Annotated in this window: 21 protein-coding genes and 1 tRNA gene; 17 read left to right on the plus strand and 5 right to left on the minus strand. The window is 34.9% G+C overall.

Features of this window, described 5'->3' with window-relative positions; genetic code table 11:
- The first annotated feature begins 21 nt into the window (after window positions 1-21).
- From J3U50_RS05040 to J3U50_RS05050, 3 genes are read left to right on the plus strand one after another with little or no spacing between them, the layout of a single operon-like run.
- On the plus strand, window positions 22-1,560 hold the full coding sequence (locus J3U50_RS05040) for a UDP-N-acetylmuramoyl-L-alanyl-D-glutamate--2,6-diaminopimelate ligase (protein ID WP_301945712.1): 1,539 nt from the start codon (window positions 22-24) through the stop codon (window positions 1,558-1,560).
- Window positions 1,553-2,803, plus strand: coding sequence for a carboxylate--amine ligase (locus J3U50_RS05045; RefSeq protein ID WP_053791693.1), 1,251 nt, complete (start codon window positions 1,553-1,555; stop codon window positions 2,801-2,803). Before J3U50_RS05040 ends, J3U50_RS05045 begins: the two co-directional genes overlap by 8 nt.
- Before the next feature lie 10 nt (window positions 2,804-2,813).
- Complete coding sequence (locus J3U50_RS05050; protein ID WP_054608097.1) at window positions 2,814-3,533, plus strand: aspartate/glutamate racemase family protein; 720 nt, start codon at window positions 2,814-2,816, stop codon at window positions 3,531-3,533.
- A 13-nt stretch (window positions 3,534-3,546) separates the two neighbouring features.
- On the opposite strand, the gene J3U50_RS05055 is transcribed toward J3U50_RS05050, so the two are convergent.
- Complete coding sequence (locus J3U50_RS05055; protein WP_301945713.1) at window positions 3,547-3,885, minus strand: DUF1516 family protein; 339 nt, start codon at window positions 3,883-3,885, stop codon at window positions 3,547-3,549.
- A 104-nt stretch (window positions 3,886-3,989) separates the two neighbouring features.
- Here J3U50_RS05055 and J3U50_RS05060 point away from each other — a divergent pair, with 104 nt between their 5' ends.
- The 7 genes from J3U50_RS05060 (at window position 3,990) to J3U50_RS05090 (ending at window position 13,261) form a co-directional block, all read left to right on the plus strand.
- Window positions 3,990-4,919 (plus strand): L-lactate dehydrogenase, encoded by a 930-nt coding sequence (locus J3U50_RS05060; RefSeq protein ID WP_054608099.1) that lies wholly within the window; start codon window positions 3,990-3,992, stop codon window positions 4,917-4,919.
- A 105-nt stretch (window positions 4,920-5,024) separates the two neighbouring features.
- Complete coding sequence (locus tag J3U50_RS05065) at window positions 5,025-5,249, plus strand: hypothetical protein (RefSeq protein WP_034531232.1); 225 nt, start codon at window positions 5,025-5,027, stop codon at window positions 5,247-5,249.
- Between the two features lie 47 nt (window positions 5,250-5,296).
- A tRNA-Gly gene (locus tag J3U50_RS05070) sits at window positions 5,297-5,367 on the plus strand.
- 249 nt (window positions 5,368-5,616) lie between these two features.
- Entirely contained in the window at window positions 5,617-7,308 is a 1,692-nt protein-coding gene (gene argS, locus J3U50_RS05075; RefSeq protein WP_054608100.1) for an arginine--tRNA ligase, read from the plus strand.
- Window positions 7,309-7,422: 114 nt separating this feature from the next.
- On the plus strand, window positions 7,423-9,516 hold the full coding sequence (locus J3U50_RS05080; RefSeq protein ID WP_301945714.1) for a transglycosylase domain-containing protein: 2,094 nt from the start codon (window positions 7,423-7,425) through the stop codon (window positions 9,514-9,516).
- Between the two features lie 75 nt (window positions 9,517-9,591).
- Window positions 9,592-10,779: a DNA repair exonuclease gene (locus J3U50_RS05085; RefSeq protein WP_301945715.1), complete on the plus strand. Its 1,188-nt coding sequence runs from the start codon at window positions 9,592-9,594 to the stop codon at window positions 10,777-10,779.
- Complete coding sequence (locus J3U50_RS05090; RefSeq protein WP_301945716.1) at window positions 10,769-13,261, plus strand: AAA family ATPase; 2,493 nt, start codon at window positions 10,769-10,771, stop codon at window positions 13,259-13,261. The genes J3U50_RS05085 and J3U50_RS05090 overlap by 11 nt, the downstream gene beginning before the upstream one ends.
- Window positions 13,262-13,303: 42 nt before the next feature.
- Here J3U50_RS05090 and J3U50_RS05095 read toward each other — a convergent pair whose 3' ends face one another.
- The 3 genes from J3U50_RS05095 to J3U50_RS05105 all read right to left on the minus strand — a co-directional run bounded on the left by J3U50_RS05095 (window position 13,304) and on the right by J3U50_RS05105 (window position 15,035).
- Window positions 13,304-14,188 carry a peptidylprolyl isomerase gene (locus tag J3U50_RS05095; protein WP_041152216.1) on the minus strand — a complete coding sequence of 295 codons (885 nt, stop codon included), beginning with the start codon at window positions 14,186-14,188 and terminating at the stop codon, window positions 13,304-13,306.
- Window positions 14,189-14,292: 104 nt separating this feature from the next.
- Window positions 14,293-14,604: a hypothetical protein gene (locus J3U50_RS05100; RefSeq protein ID WP_301945717.1), complete on the minus strand. Its 312-nt coding sequence runs from the start codon at window positions 14,602-14,604 to the stop codon at window positions 14,293-14,295.
- A gap of 2 nt (window positions 14,605-14,606) precedes the next feature.
- Window positions 14,607-15,035 (minus strand): HIT family protein, encoded by a 429-nt coding sequence (locus J3U50_RS05105; RefSeq protein WP_034531222.1) that lies wholly within the window; start codon window positions 15,033-15,035, stop codon window positions 14,607-14,609.
- Between the two features lie 113 nt (window positions 15,036-15,148).
- Here J3U50_RS05105 and J3U50_RS05110 point away from each other — a divergent pair, with 113 nt between their 5' ends.
- The 3 genes from J3U50_RS05110 (at window position 15,149) to trmB (ending at window position 17,862) form a co-directional block, all read left to right on the plus strand.
- Window positions 15,149-15,886 carry an ABC transporter ATP-binding protein gene (locus J3U50_RS05110; RefSeq protein WP_054483294.1) on the plus strand — a complete coding sequence of 246 codons (738 nt, stop codon included), beginning with the start codon at window positions 15,149-15,151 and terminating at the stop codon, window positions 15,884-15,886.
- Window positions 15,879-17,090: an ABC transporter permease gene (locus tag J3U50_RS05115; protein WP_301945718.1), complete on the plus strand. Its 1,212-nt coding sequence runs from the start codon at window positions 15,879-15,881 to the stop codon at window positions 17,088-17,090. Before J3U50_RS05110 ends, J3U50_RS05115 begins: the two co-directional genes overlap by 8 nt.
- A gap of 121 nt (window positions 17,091-17,211) precedes the next feature.
- Window positions 17,212-17,862, plus strand: a complete 651-nt coding sequence (gene trmB, locus J3U50_RS05120; protein ID WP_034531218.1) for a tRNA (guanosine(46)-N7)-methyltransferase TrmB — start codon at window positions 17,212-17,214, stop codon at window positions 17,860-17,862.
- On the opposite strand, the gene J3U50_RS05125 is transcribed toward trmB, so the two are convergent.
- On the minus strand, window positions 17,863-17,997 hold the full coding sequence (locus J3U50_RS05125; protein WP_257719911.1) for a hypothetical protein: 135 nt from the start codon (window positions 17,995-17,997) through the stop codon (window positions 17,863-17,865).
- Window positions 17,998-18,284: 287 nt separating this feature from the next.
- On the opposite strand from J3U50_RS05125, the gene J3U50_RS05130 reads away from it, so the two are divergent.
- From J3U50_RS05130 to murC, 4 genes are all read left to right on the plus strand, one after another.
- Window positions 18,285-18,602: a thioredoxin family protein gene (locus J3U50_RS05130; RefSeq protein WP_034531217.1), complete on the plus strand. Its 318-nt coding sequence runs from the start codon at window positions 18,285-18,287 to the stop codon at window positions 18,600-18,602.
- 27 nt (window positions 18,603-18,629) lie between these two features.
- Window positions 18,630-19,274, plus strand: coding sequence for a YtpR family tRNA-binding protein (gene ytpR / locus J3U50_RS05135; protein ID WP_054608107.1), 645 nt, complete (start codon window positions 18,630-18,632; stop codon window positions 19,272-19,274).
- Between the two features lie 64 nt (window positions 19,275-19,338).
- Window positions 19,339-21,909 (plus strand): DNA translocase FtsK, encoded by a 2,571-nt coding sequence (locus J3U50_RS05140; protein ID WP_301945719.1) that lies wholly within the window; start codon window positions 19,339-19,341, stop codon window positions 21,907-21,909.
- 69 nt (window positions 21,910-21,978) lie between these two features.
- A complete protein-coding gene (gene murC / locus J3U50_RS05145; RefSeq protein WP_034531212.1) occupies window positions 21,979-23,310 on the plus strand; it encodes a UDP-N-acetylmuramate--L-alanine ligase in 1,332 nt (443 codons plus the stop codon).
- The last annotated feature ends 69 nt before the right edge of the window (window positions 23,311-23,379 follow it).

The raw sequence follows: 23,379 nt of genomic DNA on the forward strand, positions 1-23,379 counted from the left end.
TGATATAAGGAAGTAAAAACAATGGCTCTTGGAATTGATGAAATAAAAACAATATTAACTGAACATGGACTAATACAAGAAATTGTATCAGGTGAGGATGTTTCATTTGATGAAGTAACTTACGATTCCAGAAATGTTAAACCAAATACATTGTTCTTTTGTAAGGGTAATTTCAAGCCCGAATACTTAGCGATGGCTAAGGAAATGGGTGCGACTGGTTACGTTGCTGAACAAAAGTATGATGAAGGTAATGGCTTAACTCAAATCATTGTGAATAACGTGCAAAAGGCAATGTCTCTAGTAGGCGCTGCCTTTTACTGCTATCCTCAAAATGATTTGTTTGTTATTGCTTATACCGGGACTAAGGGGAAGACAACATCTTCTTACTTTGCTAAAAGTATTTTAGATAACACCAATAACAACAAAACAGCATTGATTTCTACAATTGATACTGTTGTTGGAAACGAACCATCACAACGCTTCAAGTCACATTTAACCACCCCTGAGTCATTAGATATTTTTAACTACATGAGACAAGCAGTGGATAATGGAATGACTAGTCTAGTGATGGAAGTTTCATCACAAGCATACAAAAAGTTAAGAGTCTACGGACTTCATTTTGATGTGGGTATTTTCTTAAATATTTCACCGGATCATATTGGTCCAAACGAACATCCAACATTTGCCGACTATCTACACTGCAAGGAACAATTAATGGTTAATTCCACACATTGTATTATTGATGCAGACACAGATTACATGTTAGATGTCTACGAAGCAGCTAAATCAACTACTGATCCAGACAAAATTTATCTATTCAGTAGGGATAAAAAAGAATTTGAAGACGTACAAATTGATTTCAATTTCTCAAGCATCTCAGACACAATCGACAGCAATGAAATTAGAGTAGTTGCTAATAGTGAAAAAGCTAAGAAAATGAATGTCGAAGATGACTACAAAATTGGAGTTGTGGGAGACTATAACGAAGCTAATGCAATGTCTGCGATTATCGCTTCTGCATTGGATAATGCTAGTGCACAAGACGCCAAAAAGGGATTGAAAGATGTGTTTGTTCCAGGGAGAATGGAATCATACAAATCTAAGAACAATGGTACAATTTACGTTGATTATGCCCATAACTACGCTAGCATGCATGCACTATTAGGATTTTTGAAGAGTAATAATCCTGATGGCAAGGTAATTGTTGTAGTGGGAAGTCCTGGTAATAAGGGACTAGATCGTAGAGAAGGTTTTGGAAAAGCATTAACTGAAAGTGCAGATATTGCATTTTTAACTTCTGATGACCCAGCCTTTGAAGATCCAAAAGACATTATTAACGAAATAGATTCTTACATTAATCATGATAAAGTTGACGTTCATATTGAACTAGACAGAAAAATGGCTATTAAAAAGGCTATTCACGCCGGTGATAATAATGCTATGATAGTAGTTGCTGGTAAAGGAAGAGATCCTTACCAAAAAATCAACGGCGTAGATACTCCATACGAAACAGATCCCGTCGTGGTACAAAATGTTTTGAGAGGGATAGATAATGAGTAATTTAGAATCTAATTTTACAGTTGTTCTATTAGGTAGTGATTTCAATGCTTATGGAATGGCTCGTTCATTATATGAAAAATACAGAAAACCCGTGAAGGCATACGCTGAACAAGCACTTGCACCTACACGTTTTACAAAAATTGTTGATTTAACTTTGATTGATGGCTTTAGCGAAGATCCAAAATGGATTGAATCAATGAAAGAACTTAAGAAGGAATATGCGTCACATGAAGAACCAGTTATCTTAATTGGTTGTGGTGATGGTTATGCTGAATTGATTTCAAAACATAAGGATGAATTAGAAGACGTCTTCGTTTGTCCATACGTTGATTATGACTTAATCAAGAAATTAAACAGTAAAGAAAACTTCTATAAGTTATGTGAAGAATATGATTTACCATATCCAAAGACAAAGATTATTTCTAAAAATGATTTTGAAAGTGATGAAAAGATTGAACAACCATTTGGTTATCCAGTCGCATTAAAGCCAACCAACAGTGTTGAATGGTTGGATGTTCACTTTGAAGGCAGAAAAAAAGCATTCATTATTGAATCACAAGATGAATTTGAAGATATAATTGAAAAGATTTATACCAATGGATATACTTCTGATTTGATTCTTCAAGACTTTATCCCCGGTGATGACAGTAACATGCGTACTTTAAATGCCTACGTCGACAAGAATCACAAAGTTAAGATGATGTGTTTAGGTCATCCATTATTGGAAGACCCATCACCAGCAGCTATTGGTAACTATGTAGCTATCTTGCCAGAATATAACGAAAAGCTATATTCAATGGTCCAAGGATTCCTAGAAAAGATTAACTATGTTGGTTACGCTAACTTTGATATGAAATACGATACTCGAGACAATACTTTCAAACTATTTGAAATTAACTTGAGACAAGGTAGAAGTAGTTTCTTCGTAAGTTTAAATGGTTACAATTTAGCTGATTGGGTTGTTAGAGATTACGCATTTGATGACTTATCAGATAAAGAAACTGTATACGCTAACGAAAACAAAGACAATCGTTACCTATGGTTAGGTGTTGGCGAACAAGTCTTCAAGAAATATGCTAAGGACAACGCAGACAAGGAATTCGCTCTTCAATTAATCAAGAAGGGCCAATACGGTACTACTTTCTGGTATAACCGTGACAAGAGCTTTAAGCGTTGGTTATTAGACGTTTGGATTAAGCATAACTACGCTAAGAATTTCAAACGTTACTTTAGCGAAAAATAGGGATGATAAAATGAGACATTTCTTTTCAATTATTGGTGGAATGGGAACAGAAGCTACCGAAAGTTACATTCATTTATTGAATCAACGAACACCAGCTAGTAATGATCAGGAATATTTAAATTATATCCTTGTAAATCATGCGACTGTCCCAGACAGAACCAATTACATTTTAGACAATACTAAACCAAACCCATTGATTCCATTAAAGGAAGATATTAAGCAACAATCACAATTAAATCCGGATTTCTTTGTGATTCCTTGTAACACTGCTCATTTCTTCTTTGATGAATTACAGTCAGCAACAAGCGTGCCAATTTTGCATATGCCAAAGGAAGCAGTTGCTGAAATTAGTAATGTGTATCCTAATGCTAAAAGAATTGGTTTGATTGCTACCAAGGGAACCATTTTTGATGGTATTTACGATACTGAAGTGCAAAACGCTGGTTATGAAATTATAAAACCAACTGAGCATATTCAAGAAGAAACAATGGATTTGATATACAAATATGTCAAAGAACAAAATAAAGTTAACAAAGAACTATATCATCACATCTTAGATGAAATGAAGAACGAGATGAATTGTGACGTAATCATCTTAGGTTGTACAGAATTATCTGTTGCCGAAGAACGTGCCTCAGATCATGACTACCCAGTGATTGATGCCCAATCAGTCTTAGTTGATCGTTCAATTGAATTAGCTTTAAAGAACAGAGAAAAAGACATCGAATAATTCGATGTCTTTTTTATATTACATTATAGATAGTGATGCCAATCAAAGCGATGATTACTATGATTAGGCCAATCACATTGAAATTAATAAGGTGATTTTGTTGTTTGTTTGTATAGTTTAATTCTGTTAGACCACCAAGTAGGACAGCTAACACATCAGCAATTATTGCGGTGTAGAAACGATGATCCGAAACTCGAATGGTGATAACGATTTGCGTAATCAGTATTAATATATATATTACTCGACTAGCAATTAACCATTGGATGACTCTCTTAACGGAGACCCTGGTGATACCAATTATGGTTACTGCTATATAAATAAATAACATTATTAGTGTTAAGCTAGCCCACATAATATCTCCTCCTGATAGGTATTTTATCATAAATAATCATAATAAAACTTGAATTAAAATATTAGAGTGATAGAATAACTACAACATTAAAGGAGGTATGCTTTATGACAAGAAAAATTGGTATTATTGGAGACGGTAGTGTGGGAGCTGCAGTAGCGCACCACATTGTTGTTTCTGGAATTGCAGATGATTTAGTCATAATTGATCACAATGAAGCAAAAGTTGAAGCTGATGCTTTAGACTTTAGGGATGCAATGTCTAACATTAAGGACCATACAAATATTGAAGTTAATAACTATGACAGTTTAGCCGATGCAGATGTTATTATTTCAGCAGTTGGACACATTGAATTAATTAGAGAAAATAAGGATAAAAATGATCGTTTTGCCGAATTAAACGCTAACGTTAAAGAAGTTAAAGATGTTGCAAAACACATTAAAGATTCTGGTTTTCATGGAATCATTATTGTAATTACTAATCCAAACGATGTTATTACTTCCTTATATCAACGTGAAACTGGACTTGCTAAAGAACGTGTTATCGGAACAGGGACACTTCTAGATTCAGCTCGAATGAAGAGGGCAGTTGCAGCAAAACTTAACATTGATCCTCGTTCAGTAATTGGTTACAACCTTGGTGAACACGGTAACTCTCAATTTACTGCATGGTCAACAGTCCAAGTTTTCGATAAAAGTATTTTTGATTACGCAAAGAAGTATAATATTGACTTAGATGAAATCGATAACGATGCTCGAGTCGGTGGATTTACAGTTTTCAACGGTAAGGGATACACTAACTTTGCTATTTCAGCATCAGCTGTTAAGTTAGCTGAGATTGTTTTACAAGATGCTAAAACAGAATTAGCTGTTTCAAACTACCGCGAAGAATATGGTACATACCTATCTTATCCAGCAATTGTCGGACGAAATGGAATTGAAAAACAAATTGATTTAGATCTTACTGAAAAGGAACAAAAACAACTTCAAGCATCAGCAGATTATATTAATCAAAAAACTCGCGAAATTACTGATTAATCAGTAATTAGGAGATATTAATATTTTCTCAAAAAATACCTTGATATTAATAACGCGTTTTGATACTATCAATATCGCGTTATTTTTTATTAAGGAGGCAAAAAGATGGCTGAACCAAAAGAATTACAAATTGGCGACCACGTTTCTGCACCTAGATTCGGTTATTTAAAACATGACTTTGCTGGAACAATTGAAAAAGTATACGAAAATTCAGTAATGGTCTTTATCGACGAACACCATGAAGAAGATGGCATCGTCGTTAATGAATATAATAAGCGTGCGGTTGTTAGCAAGAAAGTTGCTAAACCATCAAAGAAAAAAACAGCTTAACAAACTTACCAAAAATTGTAACGTGTGATATAATATTTTTTGTATCTGCGGGTATAGTTTAGTGGTAAAATATGAGCTTCCCAAGCTCAGGTCGCGGGTCCGATTCCCGTTACCCGCTTTGTCGTATAAACCGACAGATACTGTTCGATAATAAAAGACTAGTAGACATATTCCATTAACAAGCGACATCGGATTTGGTGAGAGCCGATGATTAGGGTATGTTGAATTCGCACTTTTTAGAATTATGATTAATTAAATAATAAAGCGGATATTTTATATCAAATAGAGTGGTACCGCGGGTTATTCCGTCTCTTACAATTACTAATATTGTAAGAGACTTTTTATATATTTATGGAGGTTTTGGATAATGGAAAACAAAGAATTAGTTGCTAATGCTCTATCTAAAGCATTGGACAACGAACTATCTGTAGAAGACATTCTACCAAAAATTGAGAGACCTAAAGATTCAAAAATGGGTGATTTAGCTTTCCCTACATTTATTTTAGCTAAAAAGTTTAGAAAGGCACCTCAACAAATCGCTGCTGACGTAGCAGAAAAGATTGATCAAAGTTCATTTGACCATGTTGAAGCTGCTGGACCATACGTTAACTTCTTCCTAGACAAGTCTAACTTCAGTGAAGACGTTCTATCAGCTGTTTTAGACCAAAAGGAAAACTATGGTCAAAACGAAGATGGTAAGGGTGGTAACGTAACCATCGATATGTCTTCACCAAATATTGCAAAGCCTATTTCAATGGGACACTTAAGATCTACTGTTATTGGTAATTCTGTTGCCGAAATCCTACGTAAAAATGGTTACAACCCAATTAAGGATAACCACTTGGGTGACTGGGGAACTCAATTTGGTAAGCTAATCACTGCATACCTAATGTGGGGTAACGAAGAAGACGTTAAAAAAGATCCTATCAATAACTTAGTTAAATACTACGTTAAGTTCCACAAGATTGATAAGGAACAACCTGAACTAGACGATGTTGCTAGAGACTGGTTCAGAAAACTTGAAAATGGTGACGAACAAGCTACTAAACTATGGAAATGGTTCAGAGAAGTTTCACTTGAAGCCTTTGGTGAAATCTATGACAAATTAGGTATTACTTTTGATACCTACAATGGTGAAGCTTTCTACAATGACAAGCTACAAGATGTTGTTGATTCACTACAAGAAAAGGGTCTATTAAGCAAGTCACAAGGTGCCACAATCGTTGATTTACAAAAATACGATTTAAACCCTGCATTAATCTTGAAGAGTGATGGTGCTTCACTATACATCACCAGAGATATCGCAACTGCTATTTACCGTGACCAAACTTACCACCCAGCTATGAACCTATACGTTGTTGGTTCAGAACAAACTTACTACTTCAAGCAATTGAAGGCTGTATTAATGGAAATGGGTGTTCCTTCAGCTAAGAACCTACACCACATCCCATTCGGGCTAATTACTGTAAATGGTAAGAAGCTATCAACTCGTTCAGGTCGTATCATCCTATTGGACGAAGTATTGAACGAATCAATCGCAATTGCCAAGAAGCAAATTGCTGAAAAGAACCCAGATCTTCCTAACAAGGAAGAAGTTGCTAAAGAAGTTGGTGTTGGTGCCATCGTCTTTGGTGATTTGAAGAATGAAAAGATTAACAACATTGACTTTAACTTAGAAGATCAATTACGTTTTGAAGGTGAAACTGGACCATACGTACAATACGCTCGTGCACGTGCCGAAAGTATTTTACGTAAAGCCGGTGACATTGACTTCTCAAGCGTTGACAAGAAGCTTAACGATGCAGAATCATGGAACGTTATTAAGTTACTAAATGACTTCCCAGCAAGAGTTAAGATGGCTTGTGACGAATTTGAACCTTCAGTTATTGCTAAGTACTCATTAAGACTTGCTAAGTCATTTAACAAGTACTATGCTCACACTAAGATTTTGGATGATGACGAACAAAGAGATGCTCGTTTAGCATTAGTTAAATCAGTATCAATCGTTCTTAAAGAATCACTAAGATTACTTGGTGTTAAGGCTCCAGACGAAATGTAATTAAAGAAAACAGGTTTAACAATTAGTTAAATCTGTTTTTTATTTTACCAATTAGGGTTAATTTGGGTTAAAATGGTATTAATATCATCATCAGTGAAGGAGTAATCATACTAGATGAAAAATGATAAAAAACCAAAAAGTGCTTTTAAAAAAATCTGGCACCGATACCAACTAACTCGTTGGATTATCGTCATATTTTTATTACTATTCCTTGTAATGAGTGCTTATTGCACATTTGTTGCGAAGACTACGCACGTTCAGGACTTGCAGTCATCTTTGGAACAATCCACAGTAATTTACGATGGTAATAATAAAAAGGCCGGTAAAATCTATTCACAAAAAGGAACCTACGTTGGATTTAAGGATATTTCATCAAATATTCCAAACGCAATCCTATCAACTGAAGATAGAAACTTCTACAATGAACACGGTTTTTCCGTTAAAGGATTTGGCCGTGCAATGCTATTAATGATTAAGAACAAGATTATGCGTCGTGACTACATTAGTGGTGGTGGAAGCACTCTTACTCAACAATTGGTAAAGAATGCATACTTAACCCAACAACAAACTTTCAGTCGAAAGTTAAAGGAATTATTCCTATCCATTCAAGTTGAAAATGTATACAGCAAGAATCAAATTTTAACGATGTACATGAACAACTCATATTTTGGCAATGGTGTCTACGGTGTTGAAGATGCATCAAGACGTTATTTTGGAATGAATGCTAAGGATTTACCCGTTCAAGATGCTGCTGTGATAGCAGGAATGCTAACTAATCCAAGTGCATATAATCCTGTTGATCATCCTAAGTTAGCCTTGGATAGAAGAAATGTTGTGTTACAATTGATGGCTGATAACAATAAGATTAGTCAATCAGAAGCAAACAAGTTAAAGAAGACACCAATCCAAGTCAAGAATACCTACCAATACAAGGATGGTTATAAGTACCCATATTACTTCGATGCTGTAATTGATGAAGCAATTAATAAGTATGGTTTATCCGAATCAGACATCATGAATAGAGGATACAAGATTTATACAACGCTAAATCAAGATCAACAAAACAGTATGCAAGATGATTTTGCTAACGATAGTAACTTCCCAAGCAACGCTTCTGATGGTACTAAGGTTCAAGCAGCCTCAATTGCTTTAGACCCAAGTACTGGTGGAGTTACTGCTGTGGTTGGTGGACGTGGCCAACACGTATTCCGTGGGTACAACCGTGCAACCCAAATTAAACGTCAACCGGGTTCAACCATTAAACCACTAGCTGTTTACACCCCTGCTTTGGAAAACGGTTATAACTACAATGACATGCTTCAAAATAAGAAGACATCATATGGTTCTAACAAGTACACACCGGAAAACTACAACAACGTATATACAGGAACTGTACCTATGTACACTGCGTTAGCGCAAAGTATGAATGCACCAGCTGTATGGTTACTTCATAAGATTGGTGTAGACAAGGGTTATGAATCAGTTAAGTCATTTGGTTTGCCTGTCCAAAAGAAGGATAAGAACCTTGCTTTAGCTTTAGGTGGATTATCATCAGGTGTATCTCCTCAACAAATGGCAGGAGCTTATACAGCGTTTGCCAATGAAGGTAACATGACTACACCTCATTACATTAGAAAGATTGTTGATTCTTCAGGTAATGTGATCGTTAATAATGAATCAGTAACTTCTAAGAAGGTAATGTCAAAAGATGTTGCTAATAAGATGACTAGTATGATGCTAGGTGTCTTTGATAACGGTACTGGTGCATCTGCTAAACCAAGTGGATACTCAATTGCCGGAAAGACTGGTAGTACTGAGGCTGATAATACAGGTGACTCAGATGCTACAAGAGATAAATGGATTATTGGATATACACCAAAAGTTGTTGTCGCAACTTGGGAAGGTTTCGATAATACCAATGCTGGACATCATTTGGAAAACCTAAGTGGAACCGGTGTAGGACCATTATTTAAGACCGAGTTACAACAAATTTTACCAACTACTGGTAATAACAACTTTAGTGTCAAAGATGCTGCTTACTTGGATTCACAAGAAAAGAAGGCCAATAGCTCTTCTGGTTCTAGTTTCTGGGACAGTGTTTCTGATGGTGCTAATCAAGTATCAAAGAGCCTTGGAAAAGGCTGGGACAATTTAAAGAAGAATGCAAGTAATTGGTGGAATGATGCCAAAAAATTTGTTGGAGACTAAATTGACCAATTAATATAAAACGTCGTATCATTATTATTAAGTGATACGACGTTTTTAGTTAAAGGAGTAGTTAATTTGAAATTTATTCATGCCGCTGATTTACATTTGGAGAGCCCATTTAAGGGTTTGAAGAATGATGAAACTCCAAATGGATTATGGAAACAAATATATGATTCTACCTTCAAATCTTTTGAAAGAATCGTAAACGATGCCATCGAATACGATGTCGATTTCGTATTATTGGCGGGTGACTTGTTTGATCGAGACAATCAAACCCCTAAGACTTATGATTTCTTTCAATCACAAATGCAAAAACTAAACGAACATAATATTGATGTATACATGATTTATGGAAATCATGATTATTTTGATATGCAAAAAGAATCAGTATCATTCCCAGATAACGTTCATGTGTTTGGTAATGATGTTGAAACTAAAACATTTACACTGGATGGTAAGAAAATTGCCATTACCGGTTTTAGTTATGCCAATAAATGGATTACAGATAAGAAAATTGATGAATATCCAGTGAAAAATGATGTAGACGTGCAAATAGGGATGCTACACGGTGGTTTGGAACAAACGGGGGATCATTATGCTCCATTCTCATTAGAAGACCTTATAAGCAAGAAATATGACTATTGGGCATTAGGCCATATTCATAAACGCCAACAATTAAACGAAATCCCACTAGTATTTTATTCTGGTAACATTCAGGGAAGACATAAGAATGAACCGGGTGATAAAGGATACCTATTGGTTAATGATGAAAGTTGCAAGCTGGAAGCAACATTCCATGCTACATCGTTAATCGATTGGTTGACACTTGATTTGAATATGGACTTTGTTGATGTTGAAAGTGCCAAAAATCACATCCTACAAGTTTTAATGGGCAATAAGTATGAAAATATGCAATTGATTAGTTTGAACCTTATCTTGAATAATCCAATTTCTGATGGTCAAAGACAGGACTTAGAATATCGAGTTACCAATGCGTTAAGTAAGGACTATGAACAATTAAATGCATGGATTTACGAAATTAATGTCAGATTGAGTGATGACCAAAAGATGTCATCAATCGACCAAGAAATTTGGGATGAAGCACAGGAAAAGGTGTTCTCTGAAGATGAAATCAGTTCCGTTTCTAAGTCCTTACGTAAGTACGATTTTATTGCACAACATTTGGATGAATCCAAAGAGGACTTAATGGAACAAACAAGAATGAAGCTACTAGGTGGAAAGGAGGATACGAATGAAGATTAATAAATTGGAAGTGCTAGGTTACGGTAAATGGAACGACGTATCCTTTGATTTTAATGATGACAACCTACAAATCATATTTGGTAACAATGAAGCAGGAAAAACCACTTTACTAAGCTTGATTGAAGGAATTTTATTTGGTTATGTTGACGGACGTGGAAGTGCATATGAACAATATATTCCACGTGATACTAAATCATATGGTGGGAAACTAACAATCACCACCGATGACAATCGTCATTTTATTCTAACTAGAATTGCCGGAACCCATGGTGGAGAGTTATCAATTTACGATATTGATAATGATATGCAAACCTCAAATGACATTTTAGAAAAAATCTTAGGACCAATTGATCGAGATACCTTTGAACAACTATTTTATTTTGGTGATTTAGATATTAAGCAAATCTCTAAGTTGAGTAAAAATGAATTAGTTAGTCGCATTCAAAAGGTTGGCTTTGTTGGAAATGACCAATGGTTAGAATTAAGAGACAAGTTCGACAAAGAAGCAAAGGACTTATACGCACCAACCGGACGTAAGCCACCTTTGAATCAAAAGTTGAAAGAATACGATGATTTATTGGACAAGATTGCTGAAAGCAAGAATAGTTTAAATGATTACAACCAATTGATTAGTCAAAAGAATGCTTTAGAAGCATCCATGAATCAATCTAAGCAAAAGGTTAGTGAGTTGGAAAAGAAACTAAGTCAGTTAAATCATTTCAAACAAGTTTGGCCAGTCTATCAACAACTTTCATCTTTAAAGCAAGACAAATTTGAATTCAAAGATGGATTCTCCGATGACGATGTTAAACAGTTTAATGAATTAACCAATCAACTATTCTTAATCAATCAGCAAATCGATAGTATCGAAAAATCAATTAACCAATTAAACGCTTCAATGAACAATGATGATGATTTGAAGAAGTTCAATGATTACAAGACTGAAATTGATAAACTGGTTCAATCATTCTCCAAAGTGAATGAACAAATCAATCAATTAAGCGTTAGCCAATCAATGATCAACGAAATTAATCGCCAAGATAGTCAACAAGTTGTTGCTAGCAGGAATGACATCGTTGCAATTGAAGGCATTAAAAAACAATTAGAGGAACTTCAAACAAGAAAGCAAAAATCATCTAATAGTTTTTCTATCATGGGTTTAATTGGTGTAGTTATTGGAATCGCAATGCTTACCGTATTACCAGGAACATTAAAACTGGTCGGAATTATCGTTCTACTCTTGAGTGGTATTTATACCGGTTCCGTGAAGTTTAAGAAAAACGAGGATAGTAATTCCAATCAAAAACGGGACGCATTAAATAATCAATTAGTAGATTATGGTAATAAGTATTCCTTTAATGCCGAACATGTTGATGATTGGTTATCCGAACAAAAGTACTTAGCTCGTAAGTCTCAAGATACTAGTCAAAAGGCTAAGTATGAAGAAGAAATGAAACAATTAAAGGAAGGCCTAAAGGCATACTTTGCTGAATGGCAACGAGTATTTAGTGGCCTTAACGTTAATGATTCATTTGATAATCAACTTTCACAAATTCGTACTTATCTAAATAAGATGAATGAAGAAAATGCGATTAATTTAAGAAATAATAATCAATTGCAAAACTACCTACAACAAAAATCATCATTAATCGATAAACAAATCCAGTATAAGAAGGACTACTCTGAATTCTTAAATACTAGAAAAGTCGATGACGGTGACGAATTTAAAGAGATTGTAGAACAACAAAGAAATCATTCAATTAAATCGGCTCAACTACAAAACGTTAAGGATCAAATTACCGATGATGACGTAAAGGTTTTAGATACTTTTAATGACATAACTGAATTGGATAATCAATTGAATGCAGCGGATGCAGAAATGACTACTGAAAAGCAATCATTACTAAATGCATCCCAACAACTAGAAAGTATAAACATTCAGTTGAAACATGTTATTGCTGACGGAACCTACAACGAACTAGTGCAAAAACAAAGTAACCTAGAAGCAGAAATTAATGATATGGTTGATCAATGGATGAGCATGAAGTTAGCTAATTCATGGATTGATGAATCATTGAACATTGCGACTGCTGATAGAATTCCGTTGTTCGAATCTAAAGCAAAAGAATTCTTTGCAATCCTGACCGATAATAGATACACAGGAATTACTTACTACAAGAGCAAGTTAAAGGTAACTAGGGATGATAAGGTTCAATTTGATGCTGGAGAACTATCTAGAGGAACAATTGAACAACTATACCTAGCATTGATTCTGTCACTTTCTGTGGTATTCGGTAGGGACTATCGTTTACCATTAATCATCGATGATGGATTAACTGAGTTCGATCAACAACGAACAGGTAATGCAATCAAGCTATTAGATAATATCAGCGAATCAATGCAGGTGATTTATGTTACTTGTGATTCTGATATTCTAAAACTAGTTGATGATAAATCAGTACTAAATTTAAATGATTACTAAAAAAAGACTCCGGAAAATTCCGGAGTCTTTTTTATTTAACTATTATTTGCTGCTTGATGAGCTAGTTAAGTATGATGATAGGATGTTTTGTAAGTCCTTATCCTTAATTTCAACTCCACCATTCTTAAGAACCTTAGTTACAACGCTCTTTAGAGTAGTGCTGTCGCTTAACTTAGAAGTAGCAATTTGATCCTTTAAATCATTGATGTGGTCACTGTATGACCCCTTCTTAGGGTGGTTAACCATTTGGATGATTTGGTATCCGTATTGAGTCTTAACAGGTGTCTTAGTGTATTCACCGTTTGATAGCTTGTAAGCAGCTTTTCTAAATGCTGAATCAATGCTTGAGTCTGTGTTATCAAATGGAGTTACACGACCTGATTTGTTCTTGTTTGAAGTGTCTTTTGAGTACTTCTTAGCAAGATCTGAGAACTTCTTACCATCCTTAAGTTCTGAGATAACTTTTTCAGCAGTCTTCTTGTCAGATACTAAAATTTCGTTAACAGTAACCTTTGGTTGGTAGCTCTTGAATTGTTTCTTTAGGTCAGCAGTTGAGTATGAAATGTTAGCTCTAACAGCCGCCTTTAGAAGTAGGTTAGATTTTAGTTGGTTCTTGAAACTAGTAGTAGTTAAACCTTGTTGTTCAAGTAAAGTTTCAAATTCTGAACCGTATTGACTCTTGTATTGGTTGTATTGAGCGTTTACTTCTGATGAAGAAACCTTGCTACCATATTCCTTGTTCAATACCTTGTCTAAAATCATTTGTTGTAGAACTTGTTTACCGTTTGAAGTGTTCTTCATGCTGCTGTAGTATTCGCTTTGGGTAATCTTACCACCGTTAGTAACGGCAACAGTCTTATCACCACAGGCAACTAATGAAACACTTAGTAATGCACCGGCAAGTCCAACTAGAACTTTTTTATTCATAATGTAATACACATCCATTTCTTTATTTTATCTATCATTAACTGATAGTTTTACGTTAACACATAGTAAATTCTATCACAAAAAAACTTAAGAAATTTTTAAATTTATTTGGTGATATTATTAATTCTTTGGTTAATTAAATCTACGTGTGGATTAATTTTGAATTGATATTCATCAATATCTCTTTGCATAGCTTCAATAGTGGGCTTTGACTTGCTAACTTCATCCTGTAACTTTGAGATGTTAGCAGTTAGCTTATTTTTTTGATCTAAAATGTTTGAAACGCCATTGATTTTATCCTTAGTAGATGAATAAACACTGTTGGCAAATTCTTTTGGATCACGTTTAGTAACAACTAGATAAGCGGCCAAACCAGCTGCAGATAATCCTAGTAGCTTTAGCATTGATTTAATCATGCTTATTCCTCCAATGAACTAATAATATTTGCTTTAATTTGTTCAAAAGCTTCTTCATTGTACTTATCTGAGTTGTCTTGAAAGCTCATAGAGAAGCCATCGTTTTCACTATATCTAGGAATAAGGTGGAAATGTGAATGGAACACAGATTGATATGCCAATTCACCGTTGTTATTTACGATGTTCATTCCTAAAATGTCTGGAGCTGATTTTTGAATCGCTCTAGCAATCTTAGGAATTCTTGAAAATACTTGTTCAGCAAGCTTTTCATCATATTCGTAGATATTAGCAACATGTTTTTTTGGCACAACTAAAGTGTGACCAGGTGTAGCTTGTGAAATATCCAAGAATGCTTTCACATATTCATCTTCGTAAATAGTGTAGCTAGGAATTTCACCATCAATTATTTTGCAGAATACACAATCACTCATATTATTCTTCCTTTCTTTGATATTACTGTGATTATATACATATTAACATAAATTAAGCTTAAAGGAACTTGTGATATAATTGACGTTAATAAATTTCATAGGGGTGATATTCCGTGTCATTAAAAGTGGATAATTTAGTGGGTGGATACTCACGAATTCCAGTACTAAAAGATGTATCATTTGACGTAAAAGACGGCGAATTAGTCGGCTTAATCGGTCTAAATGGTGCAGGGAAGTCAACCACAATCAACCATGTCATTGGATTGTTAAGACCATTTTCCGGATCAATTAAGATTAATGGAATCGCAATGCAAGATGATATCGAAGAATATAAGAAACAAATTGCATATATTCCGGAATTTCCGGTTTTATATAAAGAACTAACTTTAAAAGAACATATTGAAACTACCATTAAGGCTTACGATCTAGACGAACAAGCTGCTTGGGAAGATGCTAATAAAATGCTAAAGATGTTTCGACTAGAAAATAAACTTGAATGGTTCCCGGTCAATTTCTCAAAGGGAATGCGTCAAAAAGTAATGATTCTTTGTGCGTTTATCACAAATGCCAAATTATTCGTTATTGATGAACCATTCTTAGGTTTGGACCCGGTCGCAGTAAATGACTTGCTTAACCTAATTGAAGAACAAAAGAAAAAGGGTAGCAGCATTTTAATGTCTACCCACGTATTAGATACAGCCGAAAGATTCTGTGATCGTTTTGTTTTGATTCACAATGGGCAAATCAGAACAGAAGGAAACATTCAAAAGCTACAGGATGAATTTGGTAGCAAAGATAGTTCCTTAAATGATATTTACTTGAAGCTTGCAAAGGAAGAAGCTAATGAATAGTCTTTTTAATCAGCGTTTGCAATCCCATTTCACGCAAATGTCTAAATATTTAAGATATGTATTTAATGATTTCTTTGTGATTGCATTAATGTTTATCATCGGTGGAATTGGCTATCAATATGCGATGTTTATTAAACACCTTCAAGCAGGCCAATGGTGGGAAAAACTAGTCTTAGTAGTTCTTATATTAGTTGTTATTCAACTAAATAATTTGGTCACTTTTGTAAAAAGAGCCGACTTCGTCTTCTGGTTGCCAAAGGAAAAAGAATTCTTTGCTTTCCTACGTAGTGGCTTAAGATACTCGAAGTCACTGGCAGTCGTTGTCCAAATTGTGGCATGGTTTGTCATGATTCCATTTATTGAAAAATCAATGGTAAATACTAACATCGCTATAATTTCGATGTTTTTAGTAGTCATGGTCTTTTTAAAGATGATGATTTTAAACTTTCAAATGATCGATAACTACCATCACAATCGTAATATTTTGAATAAAAAAATATTCTACCGCGTGATTATTCCTTTGGTTATTGTTTCCTTAGCCGCTTATATTAATGTTTATGTAGGTGTGATAATTGGTATTGCGGTGTTGATTTTGTCGCATTTATTGGTTGCCAAATTAAAGCAACAAAGCATCGATTGGCAAGTAGTGATTGAAAAGACGGAAAGCCATGAAAACAGTCTTAATCGCTTCTTCAACATGTTTACCGATGTTAAAAACATGCAAGGGGCAGTTAAGAGACGCAGCTATCTCGATTCATTGTTCAAAATGTTCAATGATGACGTTTATTCAGTTCTATATTCGAGAGGAATTGTTAGAGATAAGGAAATTAGTGGTTTATTAACACGAGTTTCTATTTTGGGTGCAATCATCATTGGGGCAATTAAACTAGACTGGATGGCTATTTTAATCGCATTGCTATTTATGTATTTGATTGTGTTTCAACTAATTCCATACTTTACTAACTTCGATGATAATGTTTTTACATCGTTGTACCCAATTGCCTTTGATCAACAAGTAAAATCATTTACCAACGTGATTGGCAAGATAATGATTTTAGTGGTTATCGTATTGATGATTGGTTCCATCTTCATGTTTAATTTATTAGGGTCAATAATGTTATTATTGGCGTTAGTTATTGAATGGATTTTATTAATTAAAATATATGTACCAAAGAAAATAAAAAAAGCCAGTTCAAATTATTGATGTTGCTTGACGTAGCTATTAAAAAGCCAGTAAAATAGGTAACAGAATAAAAATAGAACATTTGGCAGATTTAATTAGTCAAAACCTTGGTTTTGGCTATTTTTTATGAGGAGGATAATTCGTGAGAGTTAGAAATAAGCCATGGGCAGACGGTTATATCAAAGATAACCAAAAATATATTGTGACTGATCCTGAAAACTGGATTGGCAAATGGTCACAACGTTTTGAAAAAGAACAACCAATTCATATTGAAATTGGAACAGGGAAGGGTCAATTCATCGTTGAAATGGCCAAAAAACATCCTGAAGTTAACTTTTTAGGTATCGAAATCCAAAAGACAGTTATCGCAATTGCTTTGAAAAAAGTTGTTGAAGCTGATTTACCAAACCTACAATTGGTTCATACCGATGGTGCAGGTGTAGATACTTTCTTTGGTAAACATGAAATTGATACAGTTTACCTAAACTTCTCAGATCCATGGCCAAAGAAGCGTCATGCTAAGAGAAGACTTACTTCACCAACATTTTTAGATAGTTACAAGACAATTCTAAAGGAAGACGCTCCTGTCGTTTTCAAGACTGATAACCGTGGCTTATTTGAATACTCTGTAATTACTTTCAATAATTACGGAATGTACTTCGATTTATTATCACTTGATTTACACAATAGTGAATACATGGAAGATAATGTTGAAACTGAATATGAACATAAGTTTAGTAGTAAGGGTCCAATCTACAAGATTGTTGCTTACTTCAACAAAAAAGAAGACTAATTAATAGTCTTCTTGAAGTTCGTTAATCCATTTGAATTGATAGTTAGAATTAATTTCAAAGTATCGTTCAATTATTTCATCGTTTTCTAAAACGTTGATAGCACCAACGTAATCTTTATTGTTATTCTTTTTCATAACCCAGCTACCGTAAACTTTGCTTTTGTTTAAAGTATTTTTTGCATGAGTTATTTGTAGGTTAATTTTTTTAATATGTTTTTCTTGCTTAATCTTTTTAGCAACTAAAACACTAGTGCCGATAACTCCAATGGCAAGGGTTGAAACGATTGCATTTTTAGACTTAATGATATATCACATCCTTTTGTATAGGATACATTATATTACATTCAAATTTATAATCAAACTGCATCGAAAATAGCAAGAAATAAGTTATAATAAAGAAAAAATAATTGGAGTGAATAAACATGGAACAATTACCAACAATGAACTTAGATGAATTAAAGAAGACTGTTAGCGATGGCAAGTACATGCTATTCTTCTCAGCTGACTGGTGTCCAGATTGCTCATTTATCAAGCCAGCAATGCCAGAAATTGAAGCAGAATACCCAGATTACAAATTTATCGCAGTTGATCGTGACCAAAACATTGATTTAGCTGCTGATTTAGCAATCTTTGGTATTCCAAGCTTTGTTGCATTTGAAAACGGTGAAGAAATTGGCCGTTACGTCAATAAAGACAGAAAAACAAAGAAACAAGTAGAAGAATTTATCGATTCTCTATAATAATTAATATGTGGAAGGTAAGATTTAATGTTAATTGCAAGTTATAACCCAAAACAAACTGGTGACATTTTAGTTGTCATCTTGGATGAAGATGCTAAAGAACAAAAGGTAGAACAAATTGGTAATGTTGTCAGAATTTCTGATGCATCAAACGACCACGTTACTGGTTTTAACTTTACTAACGCTTCAGAAGTATTACCACGTCTAAAAGAAGTAAACGGTGAAGTTACCTTAACTCAAGAAGATTTAGACGCCCTAAACAATTCATTATCTGATAATGGAATTGAGGACACTATTGAATTGGATACTGATCCAAAGTTTGTTGTGGGATATGTAAAATCTGTTAAAGAACATCCTAAGTCTGACCACCTAAAGATTACTGAAACTGAAATTAATGATGGTAAGACACTACAAATCGTTAGTGGTTCTCCAAACATGCAAGAAGACATCAAGGTTGTTGTTGCCAAAGTTGGTGCAATGATGCCTGATGGTCTAATCATTTGGCCTGGTGAATTGAAGGGTGAAGAAAGTAACGGAATGATTTGTTCAGGTCGTGAACTATTAATTCCAAATGCACCACAAAGACCAGGTGCTTTGATTCTACCTAACGATTACCAAGAAGTTGGAGAAGCTTTTGATTTTGATAAAGCTGACACATTATTTTCAAAATAAGTAAGAAAAAGGGGATTTAAAATCCCCGCTATACATAAATTTTTAGATTAAGGATGACGCTTGAATGGAACACTATGACGGACCTGCTTTTTACCGTAAATATAACGTTTTAGGTGAAAACAATGAATTAAAACATAATAATAAGTCTAATAAAAGTGAATCCCGAACTAATAGAGATGCAACTGTAAGACAAAATGATGATTCTGAAGATTATCTTCTACTTAACAGAGATAATCCAATTGCTAAAAGAGCAGCAGCTTTTAAACCTAGTCATAATTCAACTAGTGGCTCAAAAGTTCAATTCTACCAAAACGAAACTTCTAGCAAATTCAGAAAAATTATGAATCAACTTGATCGTCACAATGAAGAATTAATTGGTATGACAAGTGATGATACTGGAGCTATTGATTTGGATCGAGAAGAAATTAGCACTTCTGAAGACGAATCAATTGCAACTAGTCAAGCTGATGCAGTTGATAAACAATCAATCGAACAATTTAATGACATAGAAGCAGAACCATACTCAACACCTTATATCGATAGAAGTAAGGCTGCTGAAAGCGAAGCGAAAGCTCAAGAAGCAGTTGTGGCTGATAGTGAATCTGTTTCGGTAAGTGATACTGTTGATGATGATACTGAGACTTCAAGTAATGAAGTCCCACAAAGTGCCGAACAAAGCAGTTCATCTAATCAATCTTCATTTGATAAGTTTATGGGGATGGTAAACCACGATGCTGATAATCAACTGGATTCAGAATCAGAAAATGATAATGAAGATGACACGCAAACTCATGACTATTACGATGATGAATCTGATGGTGATAGTTACGCTAATTCAGATAGTGATGTCATTATCTCTTCACATGCTGAAGTAAATAATTCATCAGTTGAAGAAGATACTACTCAATATGTTTCATCTGATTATGATGTTTCATACAATGAAGCAGAGAGTGACGAAATTGATGCAACAGCAACGAAAACAAGTGGTAATGACGATAATGAACATATCGAAGAACCACATGAAGAAAAGAGAAATATTGAAAATCATGGATTAGGACACTCTTTAGCATCAATCTTGAATCAAGAACAAAACGTGCAAAAAGACTTGTCTATCTTTAACGATCGTCCAGTATCGGAATCAGACGTTTCTGAAGAAGATGATATACCTGAGGAAGAATATCACCATGATGAAAGTGTGTCTGCTGACTACGACGATAAGGGCTATCAATTCCCATCTATGAATTTGTTGGAACCATCAGATGAATTTGAAGATGATTCAATGGATGATTGGATTGAAAATCAAGCTGAAATCTTGGATGAAACACTCCGTGCTTTTAATGTGGATGCAAACGTTGTTGATTGGACCAATGGACCAACAGTTACACAATTCCAAATTAAACTTCAACTAGGGGTGAAGGTAAGTAAGATTACTAACCTGACAGATGACTTGAAACTAGCATTGGCTGCCAAAGACATCAGAATTGAAGCACCAATTCCTGGAAAGACAACTGTAGGTATTGAAATTCCAAATCCAAAACCAAGACCGGTTAGATTATCCGAAGTATTGGACACGCCACAGTTTGAAAAGACTGATAAACCACTTACTGTTGCTTTAGGGGTCGACCTAACAGGTAAACCTCAAATGACAGACTTGAGCAAGATGCCTCATGGTTTGATTGCCGGGGCAACTGGTTCAGGGAAGAGTGTGTTCTTAAATAGTTTGTTAATTTCACTACTATACAAGGCAACTCCTGCACAATTAAAGATGATTTTAATTGATCCAAAGGCCGTTGAAATGGCTCCTTACGATAAATTGCCACACTTACTTTCACCAGTTATTTCAGATCCAAAACAAGCATCTGCTGCTTTGAAATGGTCTGTTAAGGAAATGGACGAAAGATATGAAAAACTTGCTGCAGCAGGGGCAAGAAACATCGAACAATTCAATCAAATGGCTGAACAAGCTGGTGAATACACCAAGAAGATGCCATACATCTTGATTGTAATCGATGAGTTGGCCGACTTGATGATGGTCGCTTCTAACGAAGTTCAAGACTACATCGTTAGAATTACCCAAAAGGCCAGAGCGGCAGGTATTCATTTGATTGTTGCTACTCAAAGACCTAGTGTTGATATTATTACCGGTACAATCAAGAATAATATTCCAACTCGTGTTGCCTTCATGGTATCCAGTCAAGTTGATTCGAGAACCATTATCGATACCGCTGGTGCCGAAAGGTTACTTGGAAAAGGTGATATGTTGTACTTAGGAAATGGGGCAAGTCAATCTGCTCGTTTACAAGGTACATTTGTCACTAACGATGAAATCGAAAGAGTAACCGATGAAGTTAGAAAACAAGGTGAACCTAAGTATGCCTTTCAACCTGATTCATTGTTGAAGAGCGTAAACCAAGTTGAACAGCAAGACGAATTAATGCCAGATGTTTTGGAATACATTTCCAATGAAGAAACAGTATCTACATCAAAACTACAAAGAGTCTTCTCAATTGGATACAATCGAGCGGCCAGTTTGATTGATGAATTAGAGAAGCATAATTATGTATCAGGTCAACATGGCTCTAAACCGAGAGATGTATATTTAACCGAAAGTGATTACAAAAAGTTAAATATTTAAAAAAGGGGCGCCATATCAGCTCAAATCTGATATTATAAGATTAATGAGAGATAAAAGGAGCATTTAATTATGGATGCAAAGAAAATATATCACTTTGTCGGTGTTAAAGGTACAGGAATGTCGGCAATGGCAAGAATCCTTAAAGATAGAGGATACGAAGTACAAGGTTCAGACATTGATAAATACACATTTACTCAAGTGGGTCTAGAACAAGCAGGAATTAAAGTACTTCCTTTTAACGTAGATAACATTAAAGAAGGTTTAACTGTAATTGCAGGTAACTCATTTACAGATGATCAACCAGAAATCAAAAAAGCAAGAGAAATGGGATTACCAGTATTTAGATACCACGAATTCCTAGGTGAAATGATTAAAGGACACACTAGTATTGGTGTTTGTGGTGCCCATGGTAAGACAAGTACTACTGGTTTATTAGCCCACGTATTGTCAGGAATTGCACCTACTGATTACCTTATCGGTGATGGTACTGGTAAAGGTGTTCCGAATGCTAGATTCTTTGCATACGAAGCTGACGAATACCGTCGTCATTTCTTGGCAACTAGTCCAGACTATGCAATCATGACTAACATTGACTTCGATCACCCTGATTACTACACAGGAATCGAAGATGTTAAGAGTGCATTCCAAACATTTGCTAACCAAACAAAGAAAGGTATCTTTGCTTGGGGTGACGATGAAAACCTAAGAGACATTAAAGCTGATGTTCCAATCTATTACTACGGAACTAGAGAAGACGATGACTTTAGAGCTGTTAACGTTGTTAAGAGCACTTCTGGTTCAGAATTTGATGTTGAATACAAGGGTAAGAAATTAGGTCATTTCCAAATTCACTTATATGGTGAACACAACGTGTTGAACGCATTAGCAGTTATCGCTGTTTCATACTTCGAACACGACAACCTAGACGAAGTTCAACGTGAACTAGAAACTTTCAAGGGTGTTAAGAGACGTTTTGCACAAAGAAAAGTTGCTGACATGACTATTATTGATGACTATGCTCATCATCCATCAGAAATTGACGCAACCATTGATGCTGCAAGACAAGAATACCCAAACAAGAAGATTATTGCGGTATTCCAACCACACACATTCAGTCGTACAATCGCTTACCTAGATGATTTCGCTAAGAGTCTAAATAAGGCTGATGACGTATACATCACCAAGATTTACAGCTCACCACGTGAAAAATCTGGTAAGATTTCAAGTGCTGACTTAGCAAACAAGATTACTAAGAATGGTGGATTAATTGAAGCCGAAAACATGTCACCGTTACTTGAATATCATGACGCTGTTGTCGTATTCATGGGTGCTGGAGATATTCAAAAGTACGAAAGAATCTACGAAAACTTGTTGAATGATGTAACAAATAACATGAATTAAACACTTGTAGTTTCTTACGATTCTGGTAGAATACTTCTAACACATCGTAAACAAGGAGGTTTATGGATT

Source organism: Lactobacillus sp. B3795, from assembly GCF_026535805.1.
In the GTDB taxonomy this organism is placed as follows: Bacteria; Bacillota; Bacilli; order Lactobacillales; family Lactobacillaceae; genus Apilactobacillus; species Apilactobacillus kunkeei_C.